The 20161-nt window shown below is 40.9% G+C and carries 19 protein-coding genes and 5 tRNA genes; 7 read left to right on the forward strand and 17 right to left on the reverse strand.

Translation table 11 applies throughout. The features are described from left to right. Window positions 1-41: 41 nt before the first annotated feature. The 12 genes from H5163_RS12580 to xerD form a co-directional block, all read right to left on the reverse strand. Entirely contained in the window at window positions 42-1409 is a 1368-nt protein-coding gene (locus H5163_RS12580; protein ID WP_182735270.1) for an alkaline phosphatase PhoX, read from the reverse strand. A 324-nt stretch (window positions 1410-1733) separates the two neighbouring features. Next, window positions 1734-1810: transfer RNA gene (locus H5163_RS12585), tRNA-Arg, on the reverse strand. 134 nt (window positions 1811-1944) lie between these two features. Beyond that, window positions 1945-2021, reverse strand: a tRNA-Arg gene (locus tag H5163_RS12590). A gap of 80 nt (window positions 2022-2101) precedes the next feature. Beyond that, window positions 2102-2178 (reverse strand) — tRNA-Arg (locus H5163_RS12595). 45 nt (window positions 2179-2223) lie between these two features. Beyond that, window positions 2224-2300: transfer RNA gene (locus H5163_RS12600), tRNA-Arg, on the reverse strand. A 37-nt stretch (window positions 2301-2337) separates the two neighbouring features. Beyond that, window positions 2338-2430 (reverse strand) — tRNA-Ser (locus tag H5163_RS12605). Between the two features lie 129 nt (window positions 2431-2559). Continuing rightward, window positions 2560-2742, reverse strand: a complete 183-nt coding sequence (locus tag H5163_RS12610) for a hypothetical protein (RefSeq protein ID WP_145240843.1) — start codon at window positions 2740-2742, stop codon at window positions 2560-2562. Window positions 2743-3016: 274 nt separating this feature from the next. After that, on the reverse strand, window positions 3017-4552 hold the full coding sequence (lysS, locus tag H5163_RS12615; RefSeq protein WP_182718004.1) for a lysine--tRNA ligase: 1536 nt from the start codon (window positions 4550-4552) through the stop codon (window positions 3017-3019). 26 nt (window positions 4553-4578) lie between these two features. Beyond that, window positions 4579-5677, reverse strand: a protein-coding gene (prfB, locus tag H5163_RS12620; protein ID WP_145240838.1) for a peptide chain release factor 2 whose coding sequence is annotated in 2 segments (ribosomal slippage) — window positions 4579-5601 and window positions 5603-5677 — 1098 coding nt in all. Because the reading frame shifts where the segments join, the coding sequence is not laid out codon by codon here. A gap of 154 nt (window positions 5678-5831) precedes the next feature. Next, window positions 5832-7553, reverse strand: a complete 1722-nt coding sequence (gene recJ, locus H5163_RS12625) for a single-stranded-DNA-specific exonuclease RecJ (protein ID WP_145240836.1) — start codon at window positions 7551-7553, stop codon at window positions 5832-5834. 75 nt (window positions 7554-7628) lie between these two features. Beyond that, entirely contained in the window at window positions 7629-8357 is a 729-nt protein-coding gene (gene dsbC, locus H5163_RS12630; RefSeq protein ID WP_145240834.1) for a bifunctional protein-disulfide isomerase/oxidoreductase DsbC, read from the reverse strand. A 64-nt stretch (window positions 8358-8421) separates the two neighbouring features. Then, on the reverse strand, window positions 8422-9375 hold the full coding sequence (xerD, locus tag H5163_RS12635) for a site-specific tyrosine recombinase XerD (protein ID WP_220491296.1): 954 nt from the start codon (window positions 9373-9375) through the stop codon (window positions 8422-8424). 80 nt (window positions 9376-9455) lie between these two features. Between xerD and fldB the strand changes: the two genes are divergently transcribed. Continuing rightward, on the forward strand, window positions 9456-9977 hold the full coding sequence (gene fldB / locus H5163_RS12640) for a flavodoxin FldB (RefSeq protein WP_149981789.1): 522 nt from the start codon (window positions 9456-9458) through the stop codon (window positions 9975-9977). 279 nt (window positions 9978-10256) lie between these two features. Here the strand turns inward: fldB and H5163_RS12645 are convergent, their stop codons facing one another. The 3 genes from H5163_RS12645 to H5163_RS12655 are packed head-to-tail and all read right to left on the reverse strand — an operon-like array spanning window position 10257 to window position 13657. After that, window positions 10257-11402 (reverse strand): ABC transporter permease, encoded by a 1146-nt coding sequence (locus tag H5163_RS12645; RefSeq protein ID WP_182735271.1) that lies wholly within the window; start codon window positions 11400-11402, stop codon window positions 10257-10259. Beyond that, window positions 11399-12133, reverse strand: coding sequence for an ATP-binding cassette domain-containing protein (locus H5163_RS12650; RefSeq protein WP_182735272.1), 735 nt, complete (start codon window positions 12131-12133; stop codon window positions 11399-11401). The genes H5163_RS12645 and H5163_RS12650 overlap by 4 nt, the downstream gene beginning before the upstream one ends. A 3-nt stretch (window positions 12134-12136) precedes the next feature. Continuing rightward, window positions 12137-13657, reverse strand: coding sequence for an alpha/beta hydrolase (locus H5163_RS12655; RefSeq protein ID WP_182735273.1), 1521 nt, complete (start codon window positions 13655-13657; stop codon window positions 12137-12139). 93 nt (window positions 13658-13750) lie between these two features. On the opposite strand from H5163_RS12655, the gene H5163_RS12660 reads away from it, so the two are divergent. From H5163_RS12660 to H5163_RS12685, 6 genes are all read left to right on the forward strand, one after another. Next, window positions 13751-14125 carry a GntR family transcriptional regulator gene (locus H5163_RS12660; protein ID WP_145240826.1) on the forward strand — a complete coding sequence of 125 codons (375 nt, stop codon included), beginning with the start codon at window positions 13751-13753 and terminating at the stop codon, window positions 14123-14125. 2 nt (window positions 14126-14127) lie between these two features. Further along, window positions 14128-14964, forward strand: coding sequence for an ABC transporter ATP-binding protein (locus H5163_RS12665; RefSeq protein WP_145240824.1), 837 nt, complete (start codon window positions 14128-14130; stop codon window positions 14962-14964). Continuing rightward, window positions 14961-16205 (forward strand): hypothetical protein, encoded by a 1245-nt coding sequence (locus tag H5163_RS12670; RefSeq protein WP_182731147.1) that lies wholly within the window; start codon window positions 14961-14963, stop codon window positions 16203-16205. The genes H5163_RS12665 and H5163_RS12670 overlap by 4 nt, the downstream gene beginning before the upstream one ends. Before the next feature lie 215 nt (window positions 16206-16420). Continuing rightward, the gene (locus H5163_RS12675; protein WP_182735274.1) at window positions 16421-17275 is read left to right on the forward strand and encodes an alpha/beta hydrolase; all 855 of its coding nucleotides are present in this window, start codon (window positions 16421-16423) and stop codon (window positions 17273-17275) included. Window positions 17276-17277: 2 nt separating this feature from the next. Continuing rightward, window positions 17278-17832, forward strand: coding sequence for a DUF2975 domain-containing protein (locus tag H5163_RS12680; RefSeq protein ID WP_182731145.1), 555 nt, complete (start codon window positions 17278-17280; stop codon window positions 17830-17832). Then, window positions 17832-18047 (forward strand): helix-turn-helix transcriptional regulator, encoded by a 216-nt coding sequence (locus tag H5163_RS12685; protein WP_182731144.1) that lies wholly within the window; start codon window positions 17832-17834, stop codon window positions 18045-18047. Before H5163_RS12680 ends, H5163_RS12685 begins: the two co-directional genes overlap by 1 nt. A gap of 57 nt (window positions 18048-18104) precedes the next feature. Here the strand turns inward: H5163_RS12685 and H5163_RS12690 are convergent, their stop codons facing one another. Beyond that, window positions 18105-18812 carry a TorF family putative porin gene (locus H5163_RS12690; RefSeq protein ID WP_145240814.1) on the reverse strand — a complete coding sequence of 236 codons (708 nt, stop codon included), beginning with the start codon at window positions 18810-18812 and terminating at the stop codon, window positions 18105-18107. 32 nt (window positions 18813-18844) lie between these two features. Continuing rightward, a complete protein-coding gene (locus H5163_RS12695) occupies window positions 18845-20062 on the reverse strand; it encodes a BCCT family transporter (protein WP_145240812.1) in 1218 nt (405 codons plus the stop codon). Window positions 20063-20161: the final 99 nt, after the last annotated feature.

A 20161-nucleotide genomic window follows, 5' to 3' on the forward strand; every position in this document is an offset into this window, starting at 1 on the left:
AGCCATAGTGCACTTGTATATAAGCATTAAATAATCACCAGTTAGCCTTTAAAACTCTGCCATGGTCCTGTGATCGCTAATGTTTTTGTTGGTGAATACACATTAACAAATAAGGTGTTGCCATCAGCAGAAAAACAAGCTCCCGCCAACTCGGTTTGCGCTGTTAAGCGGGCAAAATTATATACATCACCACTAGGTGTTACGCCACGTAAATGGTTATCAACCACGTCGGTATACTGATCTTCACAAACGATCAAGTGCCCGTTAGGTGCAACAGTGAGATTATCACCAAAGTTAAATAACGACTTATCTGTGCTTTCTACAAATAGTTGAACGTGTCCTGGAGCTAGATGCTCTTTATCTGTTCCTTCAAATGCTGATGGTTGATACTTCATCACTTGACCAAGCTGCTTTTGACCACCATTAGTGCAACAAAAATAAAGTTCTTTTTCACCCCAATGTATCCCTTCACCACGAGCGAAAAGTGCAGCGCCTTGTTTGTGACCGCGTATTCTTAAATCGTCTTTTGGACTTTCAGGTTGCGCCAAATCAACCCATTCAACGGCCATATTGTGTTGTAAAGGCATGACCCCTGTAACCCAATTACGAGTATCAAACTGTGGCTGTGCTTTAATCATCATAGCTTGAAGTTTACCGCCTTTACTCAACTTACCGTATTCATTAGGAATAAAACGATAAAATAAACTATCGCCTTTATCTTCTGTCAGATAAACAATACCGGTTGTTGGATCAACAGCAGCTGCTTCGTGGTTAAACCGCCCCATTGCCTTGAGAGGCTCAGGGTTTACTAGTCCTTTAGCGTTGGCTGGTATCTCAAAAATATAGCCGTGATCTTTATTAAAGCCATCCGCTTTAGTCAGAACAGTCTCTTCGCAAGTAAGCCAACTACCCCATGGGGTAATACCACCTGCACAATTGCGGATCGTGCCAGTGAGTGACAAATATTCTTGCTCTTTTTTACCGGTTTTTAAATTATAAATAATATGACTTGTGCCTCCTGGCAAAGCAACACCTTGCGCAGTAGTGTCATAAGCAAATGACGTTTTATGCGTTTGTAAGCTAACATCTGCTTTTGCTAAATCAGTTGGTTTTAATTCATGGTTTCTGACTAATGCAACCCGCTCATCATCAAGGGCAATACAGCCCATACCATCGGCTTTATCTGGCACTGTAAAGCCATCATCCATTTTATCACCCAGTTTTGATAGAACTTGATAGCTAAACCCTGCTGGTAAATCGAGTAACTTGTTAGGATCAGTCACTAACGGACCATAGGCACTTAAATGCTCACTCACGTCAAGAAATGGTACTTTGCCAAAAGTACTACGAGAAAGCCCCATAAAAGCGAGTGTACCGGCACTAATAATAAATTGTCTTCTAGAGATCATCGTAAAACTCATAATGAGATAAAATAACAGGCATATAATAAATGAAATTATCCTATAAAAACGGCCTCCATAAAAAGTTCATACAATTGTCATATCTCAAAGCAAACCTCATTGACACTTGATCTATTAAATTTCAGGCATAAAAAAACCGACTCTCGTCGGTTATCTTCTATTAACTTTAATAGTAATAGAAAGTGGTGAGCGCAGGACGTATCTTCAAAGAGTGAACCTCTGACCGATCGGTTGGTGGTTTATACTTTTAAGTATGAGGCAAATTTCAGGCATAAAAAAACCGACTCTCGTCGGTTACCTTTAAATAGAAAGTGGTGGGCGCAGGAGGATTCGAACCTCCGACCGCTCGGTTCGTAGCCGAGTACTCTATCCAGCTGAGCTATGCGCCCACATTCTATTTTGATTTTAAAGTCTTACTTTGACTGACGCATTAAGCTAATTAATAACAAAGCTTATTACGAATTTTAAAAATAAAAAAACCGACCATGTGTCGGGCTCTTTATAAATTAACACTAATAGAAAGTGGTGGGCGCAGGAGGATTCGAACCTCCGACCGCTCGGTTCGTAGCCGAGTACTCTATCCAGCTGAGCTATGCGCCCACATTCTATTTTGATTTTAATGTCTTCTCTGACATATTAGTATGCAATAACTAATATAGCTCTCAGTAGTAAATAAAAAGTGGTGGGCGCAGGAGGATTCGAACCTCCGACCGCTCGGTTCGTAGCCGAGTACTCTATCCAGCTGAGCTATGCGCCCACTTTTTTATACTCTAATTCGAGTTTCTTACTAATAAGTAAAGGATGGTGGGCGCAGGAGGATTCGAACCTCCGACCGCTCGGTTCGTAGCCGAGTACTCTATCCAGCTGAGCTATGCGCCCATTCTTTACTTTACAAGATAACCATTTATAAAATAAATGGCGGAGAAGGAGGGATTCGAACCCTCGATAGAGCTACAAACCCTATACTCCCTTAGCAGGGGAGCGCCTTCGGCCACTCGGCCACCTCTCCGTCTTGTGGGGCGTATAATAAAGATTTCAGAAAATATGTCAAACACTTTTCTTGTTTAAAGTAACTGTATGGCTAGAGAACACCCATAACAGCCAAAAAAGAGTCAACTTTGTTTAATCGTTAATCAAATTAAGAGGTTTTAATATCAGCGGATACACCGAGAACAGGCACTAATTCGTCAGTTAATTGTTCGAGATATTGATCTTGGTAGCCTAATTGCTGAAATTCAGCAATACATGCTCGATAATAGGTTTCTCTTTGTAATTCAATACTGAGTACTTCAGAGGGTGAATCAGGTTTATTATCTTTCATATAAAATCCGTTTATATAAGTCCTTTAGATTGACGTGAGTTTAAAAAACCATGCTTTATGCTGTTTTTTCAGTCAATAGTTTAGCTAAACTTAGAAATAATGCTCGTTCATTTTGATGATTTTATATAATTAATTTTTATTTTCACATAATTCAATACGTTAAAATTAAAATTTTATTATTGCCAGTATAATTTCCATTGGCGGGACCCGCTACAGACACAAAAACGCCGCTATTAAAGCGGCGTTTATAATATCAACTTAATCTAACATAGCATTAGTCAGCTTGTGGGCGCATATGCGGGAACAAGATAACATCTTTAATTGTTGATGAGTCAGTAAATAGCATCACTAAACGGTCGATACCAATCCCCTCACCTGCCGTAGGCGGAAGGCCATACTCTAGCGCGCGAATGTAATCTTCGTCGTAGTGCATTGCTTCATCATCGCCGGCGTCTTTTTCTTCCACTTGGCGAGTAAAGCGCTCGGCTTGATCTTGTGCATCATTAAGCTCAGAGAAACCATTTGCAAGCTCACGGCCACCAACAAAGAATTCAAAACGGTCAGTAACAAATGGGTTTTCATCGTTACGACGAGCAAGTGGTGATACTTCCCACGGGTAACCGGTGATGAAAGTCGGTTGAATAAGCATGTGCTCTGCTGTTTCTTCAAAGATTTCACATAAGAACTTACCTGGGCCCCACACACAATTTTCAGGAATTTTAACGTGCACTTGCTTTGCGTACGCTTTTAATTCGTCAAAGTGATTTTCTGGATCATTGAATACTGCAGCATCAAACTCAGGATTATATTTTAAAATCGCATCCGCCATACTTAAACGGGTAAACGGTTGGCCAAAGTCATACTCTACTGAGTCAACCACTTCGCCGTTCTCGTTTTTAGTCGTATTAACAACGATTGGGCTGCCCAATACGTTAGTTGCAACAGTACGCAACATGTCTTCGGTGATGTTCATCAGGTCGATGTAATCAGCGTAGGCTTGGTAGAATTCGATCATAGTGAATTCTGGGTTGTGACGCGTTGATAACCCTTCGTTACGGAAGTTACGGTTAATTTCAAATACGCGGTCAAAACCACCTACCACTAAACGTTTTAAGTAAAGCTCTGGTGCAATACGTAAGTACATATCGATATCAAGGGCATTGTGATGAGTCACGAATGGACGCGCAGATGCACCACCAGGGATAACCTGTAGCATTGGCGTTTCAACTTCCATAAAGTCACGATCTGCTAAGAAGCGACGAATACCTTCAACTACTTGTGAACGAATACGGAACGTTTCACGGGTTGCTTCATTAGTGATCAAATCAACATAACGTTGGCGATATTTAGTTTCTTGATCAGATAAGCCATGGAATTTTTCAGGAAGTGGACGTAGTGACTTAGTCAGTAATTGATACTCTGTCATTTCTACGTATAAATCGCCTTTACCTGATTTATTAAGCGCGCCTTTAACACCAATGATATCGCCAGTGTCTAATTGACCGTATTTTTCTTTCAGATCTTTTTGGACATCTTTTGATGCATACGCTTGCACACGACCTTTCATGTCTTGAATTACAAAGAATGGTCCGCGTTTAGCTAGGATACGACCCGCGATAGACACAACATGGTTAAGCTCTACTAATTCTTCTTTACTCTTATCACCAAACTCGGCCTGTAAGTCTGCCGTGTAATGCTCACGACGGAATTGATTTGGATGACCGTTAGCAGGGCAATTGGCGCGAATAGCGTCTAATTTGCCACGACGCTCAGCGATTAACTTATTTTCGTCTTGGATTTGATCAGTCATTTTTTAGCTCTTTTTTAGCTTGGTGGTTATAGGCCAGATTTTAAGCTGGCTTCAATAAATTTATCTAAATTGCCGTCAAGTACCGATTGGGTATTACGGTTTTCAACGCCGGTACGTAAATCTTTAATGCGCGCATCATCAAGTACGTATGAACGTATTTGACTGCCCCAGCCGATGTCAGATTTGGCATCTTCTTGGGTTTGCTTTTCAGCATTTTGCTGCTGTAGCTCAAGCTCAAATAACTTCGCTTTTAACTGCTTCATCGCTTGTGCTTTATTTTTATGTTGAGAGCGTTCGTTCTGACACTGCACTACCGTATTTGTCGGTACGTGGGTAATACGTACCGCAGATTCTGTGGTATTTACGTGCTGACCACCCGCGCCTGATGCACGGTATACGTCGATACGTAAATCAGCCGGATTAATATCAATCTCAATATTATCGTCAACTTCTGGATAAACAAATGCAGAAGCAAACGAGGTATGACGACGGCCACTTGAATCAAATGGGCTTTTACGTACTAAACGATGAACCCCAGTTTCTGTACGTAACCAGCCATACGCGTATTCACCAACAAAGCGCACGGTTGCGCCTTTAATACCGGCAACATCACCGTCAGTGGCCTCTACCAGTTCAACTTTAAAGCCTTTGGCTTCACCCCAGCGTAAATACATGCGTAATAACATGTTACACCAGTCTTGAGCTTCTGTACCGCCTGAGCCTGATTGTAAATCAAGGTAAGCATCATTTGCGTCATGTGCGCCAGAGAACATGCGACGAAATTCTAAACCTTCAAGCTGTTCGTTTAGGTCTGTCAGTTCGCTTTGTGCTTCATTGAAGGTCTCTTCATCTTCTGCTTCAACTGCAAGTTCAAGCAACCCTTCAACATCGTCAGTACCAGTTACTAGATTATCGATAGTTTCAACAACCGCTTCTAATGCTGACTTTTCACGACCTAGTGCTTGTGCTCGCTCGGGCTCATTCCATACGGCTGAATCTTCAAGTTCGGCGTTAACTTCTTCTAAACGTTCTTGTTTAAGAGCGTAGTCAAAGGTACCCCCGAAGCAGTTCAGTACGTTCGCGAATTTCCTTGATTTGATTAATCACAGGATTCACTTCAAACATGTACATTACTCCAAAATGGCTGGTTTACGCGGCTAATCGCCAGGTAAAATTATGCTAATAATTATTTAAATTTCGCTTTAAATAATAAAACGCCCGATTTTAACAAAAAACCGTGCGTTTTATTAGTACTTTATGCATCGATAATAGATATTTTTTAAGCTACTTTTTGCAGCTCACGGACAATTAACTGTAATGAAAATTTACCTCTAAACTCATTGATATCGAGCTGATAGGCCAATTTCACCAAGCGCGCTTCAGTATCAGGCCACTCGCGCACATCAATACCGAAGGCAATAGCATCAACCAAACGCCCTGAACGGTGTTTTAATACCAGCTTTAAGTGCTTTTCACCAACAATGCGCTGCTGTACGAGTTCAAAAGTGTGTTCAAACACGGGTTCTGGAAATTGCTGCCCCCATGGCCCTGCTTGTTTGAGTACATTTGCAAACTCCATGCTAAAGCAGTCATCAGCAAGCTCGCCATCGGTTAAGATAATACAGCGTTTATGCTCTTCACTTAACTGCCCACTTACCGCCTGCTCAAACTCACGTTTAAACTCACTAAAGTGCTGCTCATTAATGCTCAGACCGGCCGCCATAGCATGACCACCAAATTTACTGATCAAATGTGGATGCAAGGTATTTAAGCGCTCAAGCAAGTCACGCATGTGCAAGCCTTCAATCGAGCGGCAAGAGCCCTTTATTTCACCGTTGTCGCCACCAGCAAAAATTACTGTTGGGCGGTGGTATTTCTCTTTTAAACGTCCCGCTAAAATACCGATCACACCTTGATGCCAGTCTTCTTGATATAAACAGATAGCATCAGGTGTTTGTTCATCGCTAAAAGCAAGCTTATCTAGCACGGCTTGTGCTTCAAGTTGCATGCCCTGCTCTATCTCTCGACGCTCATGGTTTAAACTATCCAGCTCAGCGGCTATGCGTCGCGCTTGATTGATATCAGTAGCAAGTAAGCAAGCTATGCCTAAACTCATATCATCTAAACGCCCAGCGGCATTTAAGCGTGGTGCAAGCGAAAAACCAAAATCACTGGCGCTTAAACGCGCTGCGTTACGATTAGCGACCTCAATCAGCGCTGTAATACCTGGGCGTGTTTTGCCGCTACGAATTCGCGCTAGACCTTGGTGAACTAAGGTGCGATTATTGGCATCCAGTGCCACCACATCAGCAACCGTACCTAGCGCTACAATATCAAGCAGATCGGCTAAGTTAGGCGGTGGTTGCTGCGCAAAATGACCAACATCACGCAATGCACTTCTAAGCGCAATCAATAAATAAAATGCAACCCCGACTCCTGCGATTGATTTTGATGGAAACTCACAATCATGGCGATTAGGGTTAACAATAGCGTCAGCATTGGGTAGTTGTTCGCCTTGCAAGTGATGATCGGTAACCAGCACTTTAATGCCCGCGGCTTTTACAATTGCGATGCCAGCAATACAGGAAATACCATTATCAACAGTGATCACTAGATCTGGTGCCATAGTGACTATTTGCTCGGCCAACGCGGGACTTAAACCATAGCCTAAGCTGAATCTGTCTGGCACTAAATAGTCTAAATGAGCAAAACCAAACATCGCTAAGCCTTGCATTAAGGTAGCGGTGCTGGTTGCGCCATCGGCATCAAAATCACCCACGATCAGCACTTTACTTTGCGCTCGCAGAGCATGTTGAAGTAAAGCGGTGGCTTTATCTATGTCTTTAAATAATTTGAAGTCATGTAAAGTGGCTGCGCTATTATTTAGCTCATCGGCATGATTAACTTGGCGGCTGGCATAAATTTGTTTAATAACAGGGTGCAAATGGCTTGGCAGGTGTGAATCATCATGATGATCACGAGCAACAATTAATTTTTTCATGCAGGCGCGGTACTTTTAGATTAAGGAATAAAGACAAAAAAAGGCCTTAACGGCCTTTTTATAAAAAGCATAATACTATGACGATTTATTAGCGTCTAACGCAGCAGCTAATGCGGCCGCAGGCTGATAACCTGGGATCATCGTACCATCTTCTAAAATAATTGCTGGTGTACCGCTAATGCCAAAACTTTGGCCAAGCTGATAATGTTCTGCAACTGGGGCATGACAACCGGCCATTACTTTTGTATCAGCGCCCGATTTTGCTGCTGTCATTGCTTCTTGTTGATCTTTAGCACACCAAACATTCATTAGATCTGCATAGCCTGAGCCTTGTAAACCACCACGTGGAAACGCTAAATACTTAACGGTAATACCCGCTTCAAGTAAATCATCAAGCTCGCGGTGTAACTTACGGCAATAACCACAGCTAATATCAGTAAACACAGTTATGCTATGTTTCTCATTTTTAGCTTTGTAAACAATCATTGAGTCTTCGTATTGCGCTAGGCCTTCTTTACGAACGCCATTAAGCGCTTGCTCGGTTAGATTGTTACGGTTATTTAAATCAATCAAGGTGCCTTGCATTAAGTATTGACCATCTGCGCTTGCATACAGCACGCCTTTATCAGTGATCAACTCTTTTAAACCGGCCACTGGGCTTGGGCTAATTTGCTTAACAGTAACACCTAGCTCTGCAAACTTAGTCACGATTGGATCGTTGGCATCAGGAATGGCTGCAACGCCATTGGCAAACGCACTTATACTGGTGCCTAATATCGCACCGGCTAATACTAACTTTTTCATAATGTTCTCTTATATCCTGATAATTCTTAACTACTCAGACCGCCGAAGTACGAAAAAATTCTCACTAAGCGCGCGGATGATGTTGCTGATGTACCAATTTTAACCGTTCATTAGCTACATGGGTATAAATTTGTGTGGTTGATAAATCACTATGCCCTAACATCATCTGTACAACCCTTAGGTCAGCACCATGATTTAGTAAGTGTGTTGCGAACGCATGGCGCAACGTATGGGGCGATAAAGGCGATTCAACTGCTGCCAAAATAGCATAGTGTTTAATACGATGCCAAAAAGTTTGTCGAGTCATACCGACTCCACGCTTTGACGGAAACACAAAATCGGTGGCATGTTTGATCATTTGCGCGCGCCCCACTTTTAAAAATTGCTCGAGCCAATACATAGCCTCTTCGCCAAGCGGCACCAAACGCTCTTTATTACCTTTACCTTTAACAAACACCACCGCTTGGCGCAAATTAATTTGTTCAATACGCAACCCAACTAACTCGCTAACCCGTAAACCCGTTGCATATAATAGCTCTAACATAGCTTTGTCGCGCAAGCCCATCGGCTCTTCAACATTAGGCGCCGCCAAAAGTGCTTCTACTTCATTTTCTGACAACGTTTTCGGCAATGATAGGCCCGCTTTAGGCTGAGCAATATTTACCATTGGCGAATCAGTAATGTGTTTTTCACGCACAAAGTATTGGTAAAAGCGCTTTAACGCGCTAATACTGCGCGCCGTACTGCGAGGCTTTAAACCTAAATCAACACGATGCGCTAAATAGCTTTCAATATCTTGGCCACTCACGGTGAGCAAATCTTGACCTTTTAAAAAGTGGCAAAATTTATCCAAGTCGCTGCGATACGCAGATAAAGTGTTATCGCTTACGTGTTGTTCTAAATAGAGGTTATCTAAAAAAGATTCAAGATAATCACTATTACCGAGTAGTTCGTCGTGATCTGTAATGGCTGAGTCTAATGACTCATGATCAGGTAACGTGGTCACAGTTATTCTCATAGTTATCAAGGTATCAATTAATAATACCTTACGGTAAACTTCAGCCTATCATATCAGGCAAATACACAGTGATAAATACGATGCAAATTGGTTTATTTTATGGTTCTACCACATGCTATACAGAAATAGCAGCAGAAAAAATTCGCGATATTATCGGTCAAGACATTGTCAGCCTGCATAACATCAAAGATGAACCATTAAAAAATGCAGAAAATTACGACTTTATCATCTTTGGTATCTCCACATGGGATTTTGGCGAGTTACAAGAAGATTGGGAGTCGATTTGGGACGACATTAAAGATGTTGATCTCAATGGCAAAACCATCGCTTTATTTGGTATGGGCGATCAACAAGGTTATGGTCAATGGTTTCAAGATGCACTTGGTATGTTACATGATGAAATAAGTAGCCAACAATATACTTTATTAGGATTGTGGCCGAACGACAGCACGTATGAGTTTGAAGCCTCTAAGGCACTCACCGAAGATGGCAAACACTTCGTTGGTTTAGCCCTTGATGAAGACAGCCAATACGAACACAGTGATGAGCGTATCGCTAACTGGGTTGAACAGATCATGACTGAGTACAGCGAGACATTATAAATCTCGCTGCGTAACACTGATACCCAAACCGCCTCAAAATGCAGAGCTTACGGTTTCATAAGGGCTTAATATCAAGGTGTTGCTTTGCAACAGTGGCAATCCCATTTAAGAAACAACAACTAATTACTAAGTTTATATCCAACGGTACGCTATAAACTTTATCCAAGCTGCTTGTTTAAACTGCTATTAATAACTTACTCTGCTTCTAAACAGCTCAGTTATCCCTCAAAAATAAATCAGCGGCCTTTTAGGTCGCTGATTCATTTCCAACTCAATAGCTTACAAGCCAAATACCACTTTTTCACTTTTCAGCATACGCGCGCTTAAAAAACTAAAGGCTGCACATAATACCAGTGTGATCACTGTTGATAGCAGTAACTGCGGGATAGGAATGGGATTACCTTTAATAAATTCCATTAATGCAAACTGCTGTGCTGCTATCGGCAACCACTGCACCTTATCTGTCGCAATATCATAAGTAGTTATCATGCTTAACGCCATTGGGATAAATAACACCATAGTGACGTAAGATTGCGCTTCTTTAAATGACTTAGCCATAAAAGACACAAACACTTGTAAGCTTGCCGACATCAACGCAATTGGGAAACATATCGCAATACAAAACACCATAAACTCTGGTGTAATTGTTATGCTAAACCCTAATTGTTCCCATGCCACCATAGGGTAAACAACTTTAGACACAACCAAAATAATAGCCAAGCCTAACATTGAAAATGCCGTAATTGCGCCCACCTTGGCAAGTACAATTTGCAAACTGCTTAAAGGATGGCTTAGTAATAAACTTAAAGAATTACGCTCTCGTTCGCCCGCACTGGTATCAATGGCTAAGCTCATTGCCGCATAAAATAACGTTAGAATAATAGTCAATGTCACCAACCCTAAAATCATCCCGCCTTTAGAGTCAGGGGTTGCTTGATCATTGACTTCAATCGCGAGTGCACGCATGAGGTTTGGATCTATACCGCGAGATACTAATCGTAAACTGGCAATCTCTGAGCTATAAACGGCCATCGCTTTTTCTATACGATTAATATGTTTACCCAGTTTATCATCTGACTTATCGGCAATAAGCGTCACCGTCGCTGGACGACCCTCACTCAAGTTTTGCTTATAATCATCACTGATCGCCAGCGTAATCGGTTTAAGCAGAGGATCATTTTTATCATCAGCCAATTTAATATCACTACTTGCTAAATGAGCGACTAAACCCGGTGCATTACTAGGGTTTTCAATGGTAATTTTAAGCGCATCAGGAGAAACAAATTGCTTTAGTACAATACTCATCAGCAGACATATACCAATAGGCGCACCAATAGCATAATAAAGTCCAGCCATAACAGAGCGTTTGTCACGACTTGCATCAATGACTTCTTTTTTAAAGAGTACTTTTAATATATTGATCATGCTGCTATCCCCTCATCGCTACCTATTAACGCAATAAATGCTTCTTCTAATGTGTCTTTACCTGCTTGCTCACACAGCTGTTCAATAGACCCCTGAGCAATCAACTGCCCTTTTGCCATAATGACAACGTGGTCGCATAAAGCAGCGACTTCTTGCATCACATGCGATGAGAACAAAACACAATGCCCTTGTGCTTTAAGTAGCAATAACAGCTCTCTTAAAATACGTGTACTCATTACATCGAGGCCACGGGTTGGCTCATCTAAAATAATGTTTGTTGGGTTATGAACAACCGCTTGTGCTAATGCCGTTTTCATTCGCTGCCCTTGCGAAAAACCTTGGCAACGGCGATCGGCAATATCATTCATACTCAATTTATCAATTACTTGCGTAGTGGCTTCCTTTGCTTGCGCAGCACTAAGGCCGCTAAGCTGAGCAAAAAAAGTAATGTATTCCCTTGGTGTTAATCGCTCATACAAGCCACACGGATCAGGAAACAATCCTAGTTTTTGCTTTGCTACCATCGGCTCTTTGGCAACATCAATGCCGTCAATTTCAGCATTTCCGCTATCAGCCTTTAACAATCCAAATACGGTGCGTAAACAAGTGGTTTTACCTGCGCCATTTGGCCCTAGGAGGCCAGTTATCTTGCCGTCCTGTGCAGTAAAACTTAAACCATTTAGCGCATTAACATCGCCAATCTTCTTATTTAGGTTGGTTACTTTAATCATCACTTACTCCTTGTTAGCTGCATCAGCTGGGTGGCTATTGGCAACGGCTACGCCGTTAATATTCATAAAAAACGGTTTGTCATTTGCATCATTAATACAGGTTTTGTCAATGTCTTGCATACTTTGCTGGTCGATAAACTTGGCAATGATTTTCGGCGCACAGGTTTGTGAGCCAATGCCATGGGTGGCAGTCGGTGCAACTAAGTGGGTGGCATTTGTCATCTCAACCATCGCAAGCTCGGCCCAACTTGCAGGTGTAGCAGGATCGCGTCCACCAGAAAGAAGTAACGTTGGCGTACTGGTTTTTAGCGGCTGATAAAATGTTTCGTCAACGGCTTTTACATTCAGAATTGGGCACGCTATATCCAACCCCGCAATCATTGCTTTGCCCATATAAGTTTTACTGTACTGAGCGCGGGTTTGCGTTGTTAAGCGTGGCCAATCTTCACCACAAACGATGGCGTTATGCATACCCATTGCTAAAGATTGTGTTAAATCAACATTCGCCATCATGCCAGCCAATGGTGAATAGTCACCCCTTAGTGCTTTTTCAATAACCATTGGTACAATCGCACGTTGTGTATGGCCGTAAAGCGCAAATCGTATCGCACTGTAAAGCTTCATTTTAGTGATTGTAAAATCAATAAGGTCATTGGTGCGTGGGTGTCTAACCTGTGTTTGTACAGGCTGTTGTTCAAGCCTCGTAAGCAATGAATTAAAGTTATTTGCTAAGTTAGGGTATTGGGCTGCGCATAAAGCATCAGTTTCGCAGCGCTTGAATAATGCAGCCAGTGAACCATCAACCGCTCCGCCTATGGCAGCCAGACTTTGCTGCATTGGCACAACGCCATCTAAGGTACTCGTTAAAACAGCATTAGGAAATTGGCGCATGTATTCTTGCGCTATACGTGTGCCGTATGACACCCCATATAAATGAAAGCCTTTATAACCAAGAGCAACACGCACAGCTTCAAAATCCTTTGCCGCAACAGGCGTAGTAAAATTGCTCAAATCAATATTGAGCTTTGCTTTACATTTTTGCGTATCTTCTGCTCCCATGGCTTGAAGATCGGCAATCACATCATTAAAAGCAAACTGGGTTTTTAGGTCATCACTTTCACATTGCAATTGATGTGAATAACCCGTGCCACGCTGGTCAACCAAGACTATGTCACGAGTTTCGCGAGCAAAACGTAAGTTATGGTCAAATATTCTCGCTAAATCTATAGCCCCTTGTCCCGGGCCACCGGCAAAACCAAGTACCGCTTCATCAGGATGACTGGGCTTGATTGCAGGTATAACTGCAAAGTGGATATCAATCTCCCCTTCGCTTGGATCATCTGACAATGGTTGAGCAATACTGCCACACATCAATCGATCAGACAGCCCTTCCATATAGCATGGCGTCAGTTTTGGTTGGTTATTTTGATTATTTTCTGCGTATGACGCAGTTGATGCAACCATTAAAATTGGCATCATCACTTTAATTATCAGTCTATTAAAACAATTTGATATGCTTTTCATCACTTTTCCCTTGTTTGCATTTTACACTTAATGTGATAACTTATTACTTAGTGTATCGGTGTATTAATGTATTAATACAGTAGAGAAAGAGTAATGCTAGAATTTATTAATGTCAACCCCAATAGTGGCGATCCCATTTATAAGCAATTACATGAACAAATTGTGCGTTTAATTGTAGGTGAGCAAATAGCTGCAGGTGAAGAGCTTCCGTCCGTGAGAAAAATAGCGGATCACTTTGCTGTTAATCCTATGACAGTTTCCAGAGCGATTGGTCAATTAGTGGATCAAGGTTGGTTAGAACGACGCCGTGGCCAAGCAACCCGTGTCGCACAAAAAACAGCACAACAAACCGATCAACAAGAGAGCTTACTTTTTAAAGCTATCGATCAACTTATTCAGCAAGCCAAACAACTCGATGTGCCACAACCGACTTTAACCGAACTAATAAAAAAACGGTGGGAATTATAACAATGACACAACCACTTCTTAGCTATAAAAATGTCTCTAAACATTACAACCAACGTCTGATATTAAACAACATCACCCTTAATGTTGAGCCTGGCATGGTGATTGGTTTATTAGGTAAAAATGGTGCAGGTAAAACAACCTTATTACGTAGCGCGCTGGGTTTAGTAAAGCCTGATGAGGGTGAAGTACAAGCATTAGGTGAATTAAGTCATCAATTAAGTGCCAGCAGTAAACAAAAAATTGGTTATGTCGCCCAGCAAACGTTTGGTTATGAAGGTTTTAAAATTGCTGACGCTTTGGCATTACATCGCAGTTTTTACCCAAATTGGGATATGCAATTAGAAGCAAAATGGCTCGCGCGCTTTGAATTGAATAGCAAGGATGCGATTAATGATCTCTCAATCGGCCAGCGTCAAACTTTAGCCCTTATTATGGCCATGGCCTACAGACCCCAGCTACTTATTTTAGACGAGCCGGTGGCGAGCTTAGACCCAATTGCTAGACGCGAATTTATGAGTGATCTTTTCGATTTAGCAATAGATTCGGGCTCCGGAATTTTATTTTCATCACATATCACCTCTGACATAGAGCGCGTCGCCAGCCACATTGCACTTATAAAACAAGGCGAGTTACTGTTACTCGACGAATTAGATGTCATTCGCGACACCGTTAGAAAAGTCAGCTTTAAAGAGTCGACGATTGATCTCAGTGCATACAAGGTACTTAACAGGCAGCAAAATTGTGCCATTATTTATGGCTATACAGGTGAAACTGTTGTTGGTGCTCTAGCAATCAATACACTGTCTCTTGAACAGCTGTTTGTGGAGTTACATGGATGATGCAAGCCAGTAAATGTCCATGGTATCAAGGTGCTGTCAGTTTTTGGTTAAAAGACGTCGGCTGTGCCAGTTATTTCATCGCTGCAATTATAACGACATTACTATGCCTTATAGCTACAGGTATTGAAGATCTGATCGGACTAATGATCATGTTTTCAATTATTTGTATGTACAGCGCGATAGCTTGGCAAAGTATTCGCTTGCAAGCCACTGAATGGCAGAGTTTAGTTGTTGGTTACCGTAAACATGTGATGTTTCAAGGTAAAGTATTCATTATATTGAGTAACTTAATTTCTATCTTGAGTATCATAATTGCGGGCAATATCAATCTATTAGCAACGCTCACGATGGCCAATCTTGTTGGCATTATTATCTGGTTTTTAAATCGCTCATTCAGCCATTTATTTACCTCTGTTTGCTATTTCAGCTTCTTTATAGCTACGTTAGTGTGTGTGCTTATTGAGCAACTGCCAGTTTGGCTAATACCCGTTAACGTCGTTGCTTTTATTGCTATCGTGTTATTTCATAAAAGCTTTACATCTGCGTACAAATGGCGCCCCGATTCATTACTAAATTATCGTAATGGTCTGCAATCTGGTTGGTCGCCAGTTCCCAGTGGTTTTTTATCAAATTACGGCAGCTCAATTAATAAAGGGTTATTCCCTCTTAGCTACTTTGTTGGCTCTGGACTCTCTCAATACCTTATTTTAATTACACTTTTATGTTTTTTCGGTGTAGTGGCGAATCTATTTTATAATATCACTGAGCAGGCCATTTTTGTTTTAACGCTGAATTTATTCGCGATTGTTACATTAAGTTTATGGAGCAAAGTACAAAAGCAAAACTCATGGGAGCTGTTATTTACCCTACCAATTTACAACACTAGCTACAGCGCAAAAGTCGCACTTAGTTACAGTGTTTTAAAATTAGCAGCACTCGTAGCTTTACTGTGTTTTAGCACAGCAGCTGCGCTTACTCTTGCTAACCAAGAGTTGTTACTAGTTAATGCTTTAAGTTACTCGTTAGCCTGTGCTGCTGGTTTACTACTTAGCTTTGCGATCGGTAATATTTGCAAAAACATAAACTTACTAAGTGTAATTTTATGCTTAACGTTTGGATTAAATATGGGCCTAGCAAACTATATGTTTGACCACGGTGACAGCTTAACTCTGCTTGTATTAATGAGTCTCTATGCGACAGCTATGGCGGGAGCAAATCACTTAACCGCTAGGTACTTATAGTAATTAAGGCCAATCATTGAATTGAACTTCGTCGTTAATAAAGTTTAGGGCATGTGATTGGCGCCCAGCCCATTTAAAAGTATTTGCCCATGGTAGTTCTAGCTGCTGAAGAATAAACTCATAAACAGCATTTTAAATTATCGAAAAACAATAATTTCTTATTGTTTAAAGTTCATTTTAATGGCATCTTAGTTTTTTAACTTAAAGGAACTAAAATGAAAGCTCTCTGTTTAAACCTCTTGCTATCGATGACCCTGTTGATCCTAACGGCATGTACAACAATAGAAGTTAAGGAGTCACACTTTATTAAACCAGATCAGGGGATTGATCTAACCACACTCCAGAATATTAATAATACAGCAAATTTAAACCCTATTGAGATTACAGCGTTTGATGGCATTAAACTTCGCGGAACTCTTATAACCGTCGCAAACGCTAAAGCCACTATAGTCTACTTTGGGGGAAATCAGTTCAGAGTTGATATTGCTGCAAAACAGCCCTTAGAGGCACTATTGCCACTACAAACAAATATAGTGATGTTTGATCATCGTGGCTATGGAAAAAGTGATGGCTCACCTACCGTTAGTAACCTAAAGCAAGATGCACTTAGTATATTTGATTACGTAAAACAGAATCCTCGCATTAACAACAAACCAATTATTTTGCATGGACACTCTTTAGGAAGCGTAATAGCAGGCTATGTCACAACGAAAAGAAACATTGATGGCTTAGTACTCGAAGGCAGTATTACTAATGTTCAAGAAATGACCGACACTAGAGTTCCTTGGTACGCAAAACCTTTTATCACTATTAACTACTCTGATGGCTTACTTGAGTTTGATAACCTTAAAATTGTAAAACAATATAAATCACCGCTGCTAATTATAACGGGTGAAAATGATACACAAACACCAATCTCATTGGCAAAGTCTTTATTCAAACATGCTGCATCCAGTCAAAAGCAATTATATATCGCATCTGGAAAACACCATGGCGATACGCTAAATGGAACTGAATTAAAGCCTCATTATGAGGTATTATTAACTCAATTAACGTCAAACAGCTTATAACAATGAAGAAAATAATTTGGATGAGCAATATCATTTTAACCTTACTATTACTCAGCTTATTCACTATATTGATCACCCTAAGTATGGTGTTATTCACTAGCTCAGAGCTAAATTTAGGCGTCGAAGGTAGCGCTCATATGTGGATAGGTCTTGAAGTCAATGGCTCATGGAGCAACGCAGCTAAACAATTAACAGAAAATCACTATAATGCTTTAGTTTGGCTCGGTTTAATCCAAGTCCTGCCATTTATCATAATAAATATTATTTTACTTCGTTTGTTTTCGCTTTATCGCAAGGGACTGTTTTTTAGCGCTAAAAATATTAGTTGCTTCACATGGCTCGGTGGTGTGTTACTTCTACAATTTGTGATTACTGCCATTTATCCTGCTTTGCTTGTGACCTTAATCAATACTATAACGAGCGACGAGCTTACCCGTATTATATTCATCAGCGATACCGACATTATAGGGTTACTCGCTGGGCTTATAATTTACGTAATAGCTTGGGTAATGAAACAAGCACACCAATTACAACAAGAACAAGAGCTTGTGATTTGATGCCGATAATAATAGATTTAGATGTCATGCTAGCAACACGTAAAATGAAATCAAGCGAGCTGGCTGAAGCCATTGGTATTACACCACAGAATTTATCAGTATTAAAAGCTGGCAGAGCGAAGGCTGTGCGCTTTAGTACCCTTGATGCCATATGTGAGCATCTAGAGTGTCAACCAGGCGATATACTTAGGTATATTGAAGAGGATAACAAATAAAAAACGGCCATTTTTTTAATGGCCGTTTTGCTGTTTAAATAAAATAATTTAAAACACTTATAGTGAGAATGTACGGCCTATCGACAATACAATACGCTCATCTGCAGTATCAATATCTAGGCTGGTGTTCTCGCCCGCTACCTCAATATCAAAACCCGCTAAACTTGTTTGATAAGCAAGACGATAGTGGTTATACGATTTACCATCGGTATCCCATGCGAACTTATCGCCATCGAGTGAATTTGAAATATCAAAGCTGGCACGCAGTGCGTGATTAGGTGCAAGTTCAATGGTGTGTGCAACCATAGAAATCACATGACCTGCGCCGGTACCAAAATAATCCCAGCTATACCAGAAGTTAAGCTCTGTTTGCCCTAACTCACTTGCGTAACCAAATTTAGTGTAAGCTTCAAAGTAGTTACCATCGCTTGAGTTGCTTTGCCCATGGTAACTGTAATACGCAAGGCCGTAATCAATACTGAGCGCTTCATTTAACTGCGCATAGCGACCGAAGTAAGCATCCCATTCAATATTTGTGTCGTCACCAAAGTCAACGTTTGACGCCCACGTGCCAGCATACATGCCTGATTCGCCAAATGAATAATCAAGGCTACCTTGTAACGCTGGGTCGTTTTGCGTTTGGCTCACACCATTAAAGGTATAATCTGATGCGCCGGTTACGGTTGCTGACCAATCAGCCAATACTGAGGTTGAAAAAAGTGCAAACGGTAATGCGACTGCTAATAATGTTTTTTGTGTTGTCATGTTAATTCCTTCGCTACTGTATAAGCTAATATTTAGCTAGCTGATTCAATTTTTGTGTAGTCAATTTTGTTGTCTTTCGGCGAACTATCAATGTTACTCACAGTTTTAACTTTGCTATAGGCAATATAGGCTGCACACGCAAAGAACAAACCAATCACTAACACTCCGACCCACTGGATTTGTAGAAAGTTCTGCTTAAATAATAGGGTTAATAATGAAAGAGCGACAACATTTAGCGCAATATATTTAAATTTACCTAAACGTTTAACCGTCATACCCATATTGTCGGTGTATAAACGGATCAGTGAATCAAGCGAGTTGATCACAAACACTACGCCAACAAATACCATTGCTATATTTTTGATCCCTTGTGTATCAATGCCTGCTTCGTGATACTGATAAAGCACGCCAAACCAAATTGCGATTGGGATTGAAGGGAAAATTAACATTGCCCCCAATACTTGATAGGTTTTTAATCCACCGACAAAACGTGAAGTGAATTGACCAATCATAATACTCCACGCAAACCACCAAAATAAATAAAACTCATGGTAATCATTGAGTGGCAGTACAAACTGATTAATATTGCCAAAGTAACTACCAATTAACGTTAAATTATTTGTAAAATCTGACACTTGGCCATTTTCGCCCATAAATGCGCCAAACCACATAAAACCAATTAGTGCTATAAATAACCAGGTAGTTGAAATACTTAGAAAACGTACATATTTAATATCGGTGCTTGAATACACCGCAAAGCAAATAGCTGCGAATACAATTAAATAAAATGACGGAATAATCGACTCACCATCACCAAGACTAGGTAAATACCAAGGTAGGTTAGAGAGCAATAAGAAAGCGGTGAAGGCACAAGTACCAATAATAACTACATTATTGATTAATTTAACCCAAGGAATTTCGAAAAATTTCACTTTAGGTTCTATTACACAGAAATAAAAGCACGTAAGGAAATAGAATCCCCAGATCAGAAAGCCCCAATAACCAAACTCGATAGCTAGTGGATTGGCAAACGCGTACTCTGGGCTTGCTTTTATGTCTGCATAACCTGCAAACTCAGTGAGTGGAAACATGATCAAGCCAACATCTAAGCCTGATGTAAATAAGATGGCGATAAAGGTAAATGTTCTTACCGGTGTGACGCCAACACACTTTACATTGCCCCATTTTACTAAAATTGCAACAATTGCTAGTAGGGTGAAAATAATGCCTGCGCTAAGCCATAAGGTCATAATTCCCTCCCCAAAATAAATGAAAATACATCATTACGTCTCCGTGTTTTTAGTCTCGCATTAACGCACCACAAACAACTTATGATGCGCGCCACTGCA

It is taken from the genome of Pseudoalteromonas sp. SG44-8 (assembly GCF_014164125.1).
Lineage (GTDB): Bacteria > Pseudomonadota > Gammaproteobacteria > Enterobacterales > Alteromonadaceae > Pseudoalteromonas > Pseudoalteromonas rhizosphaerae.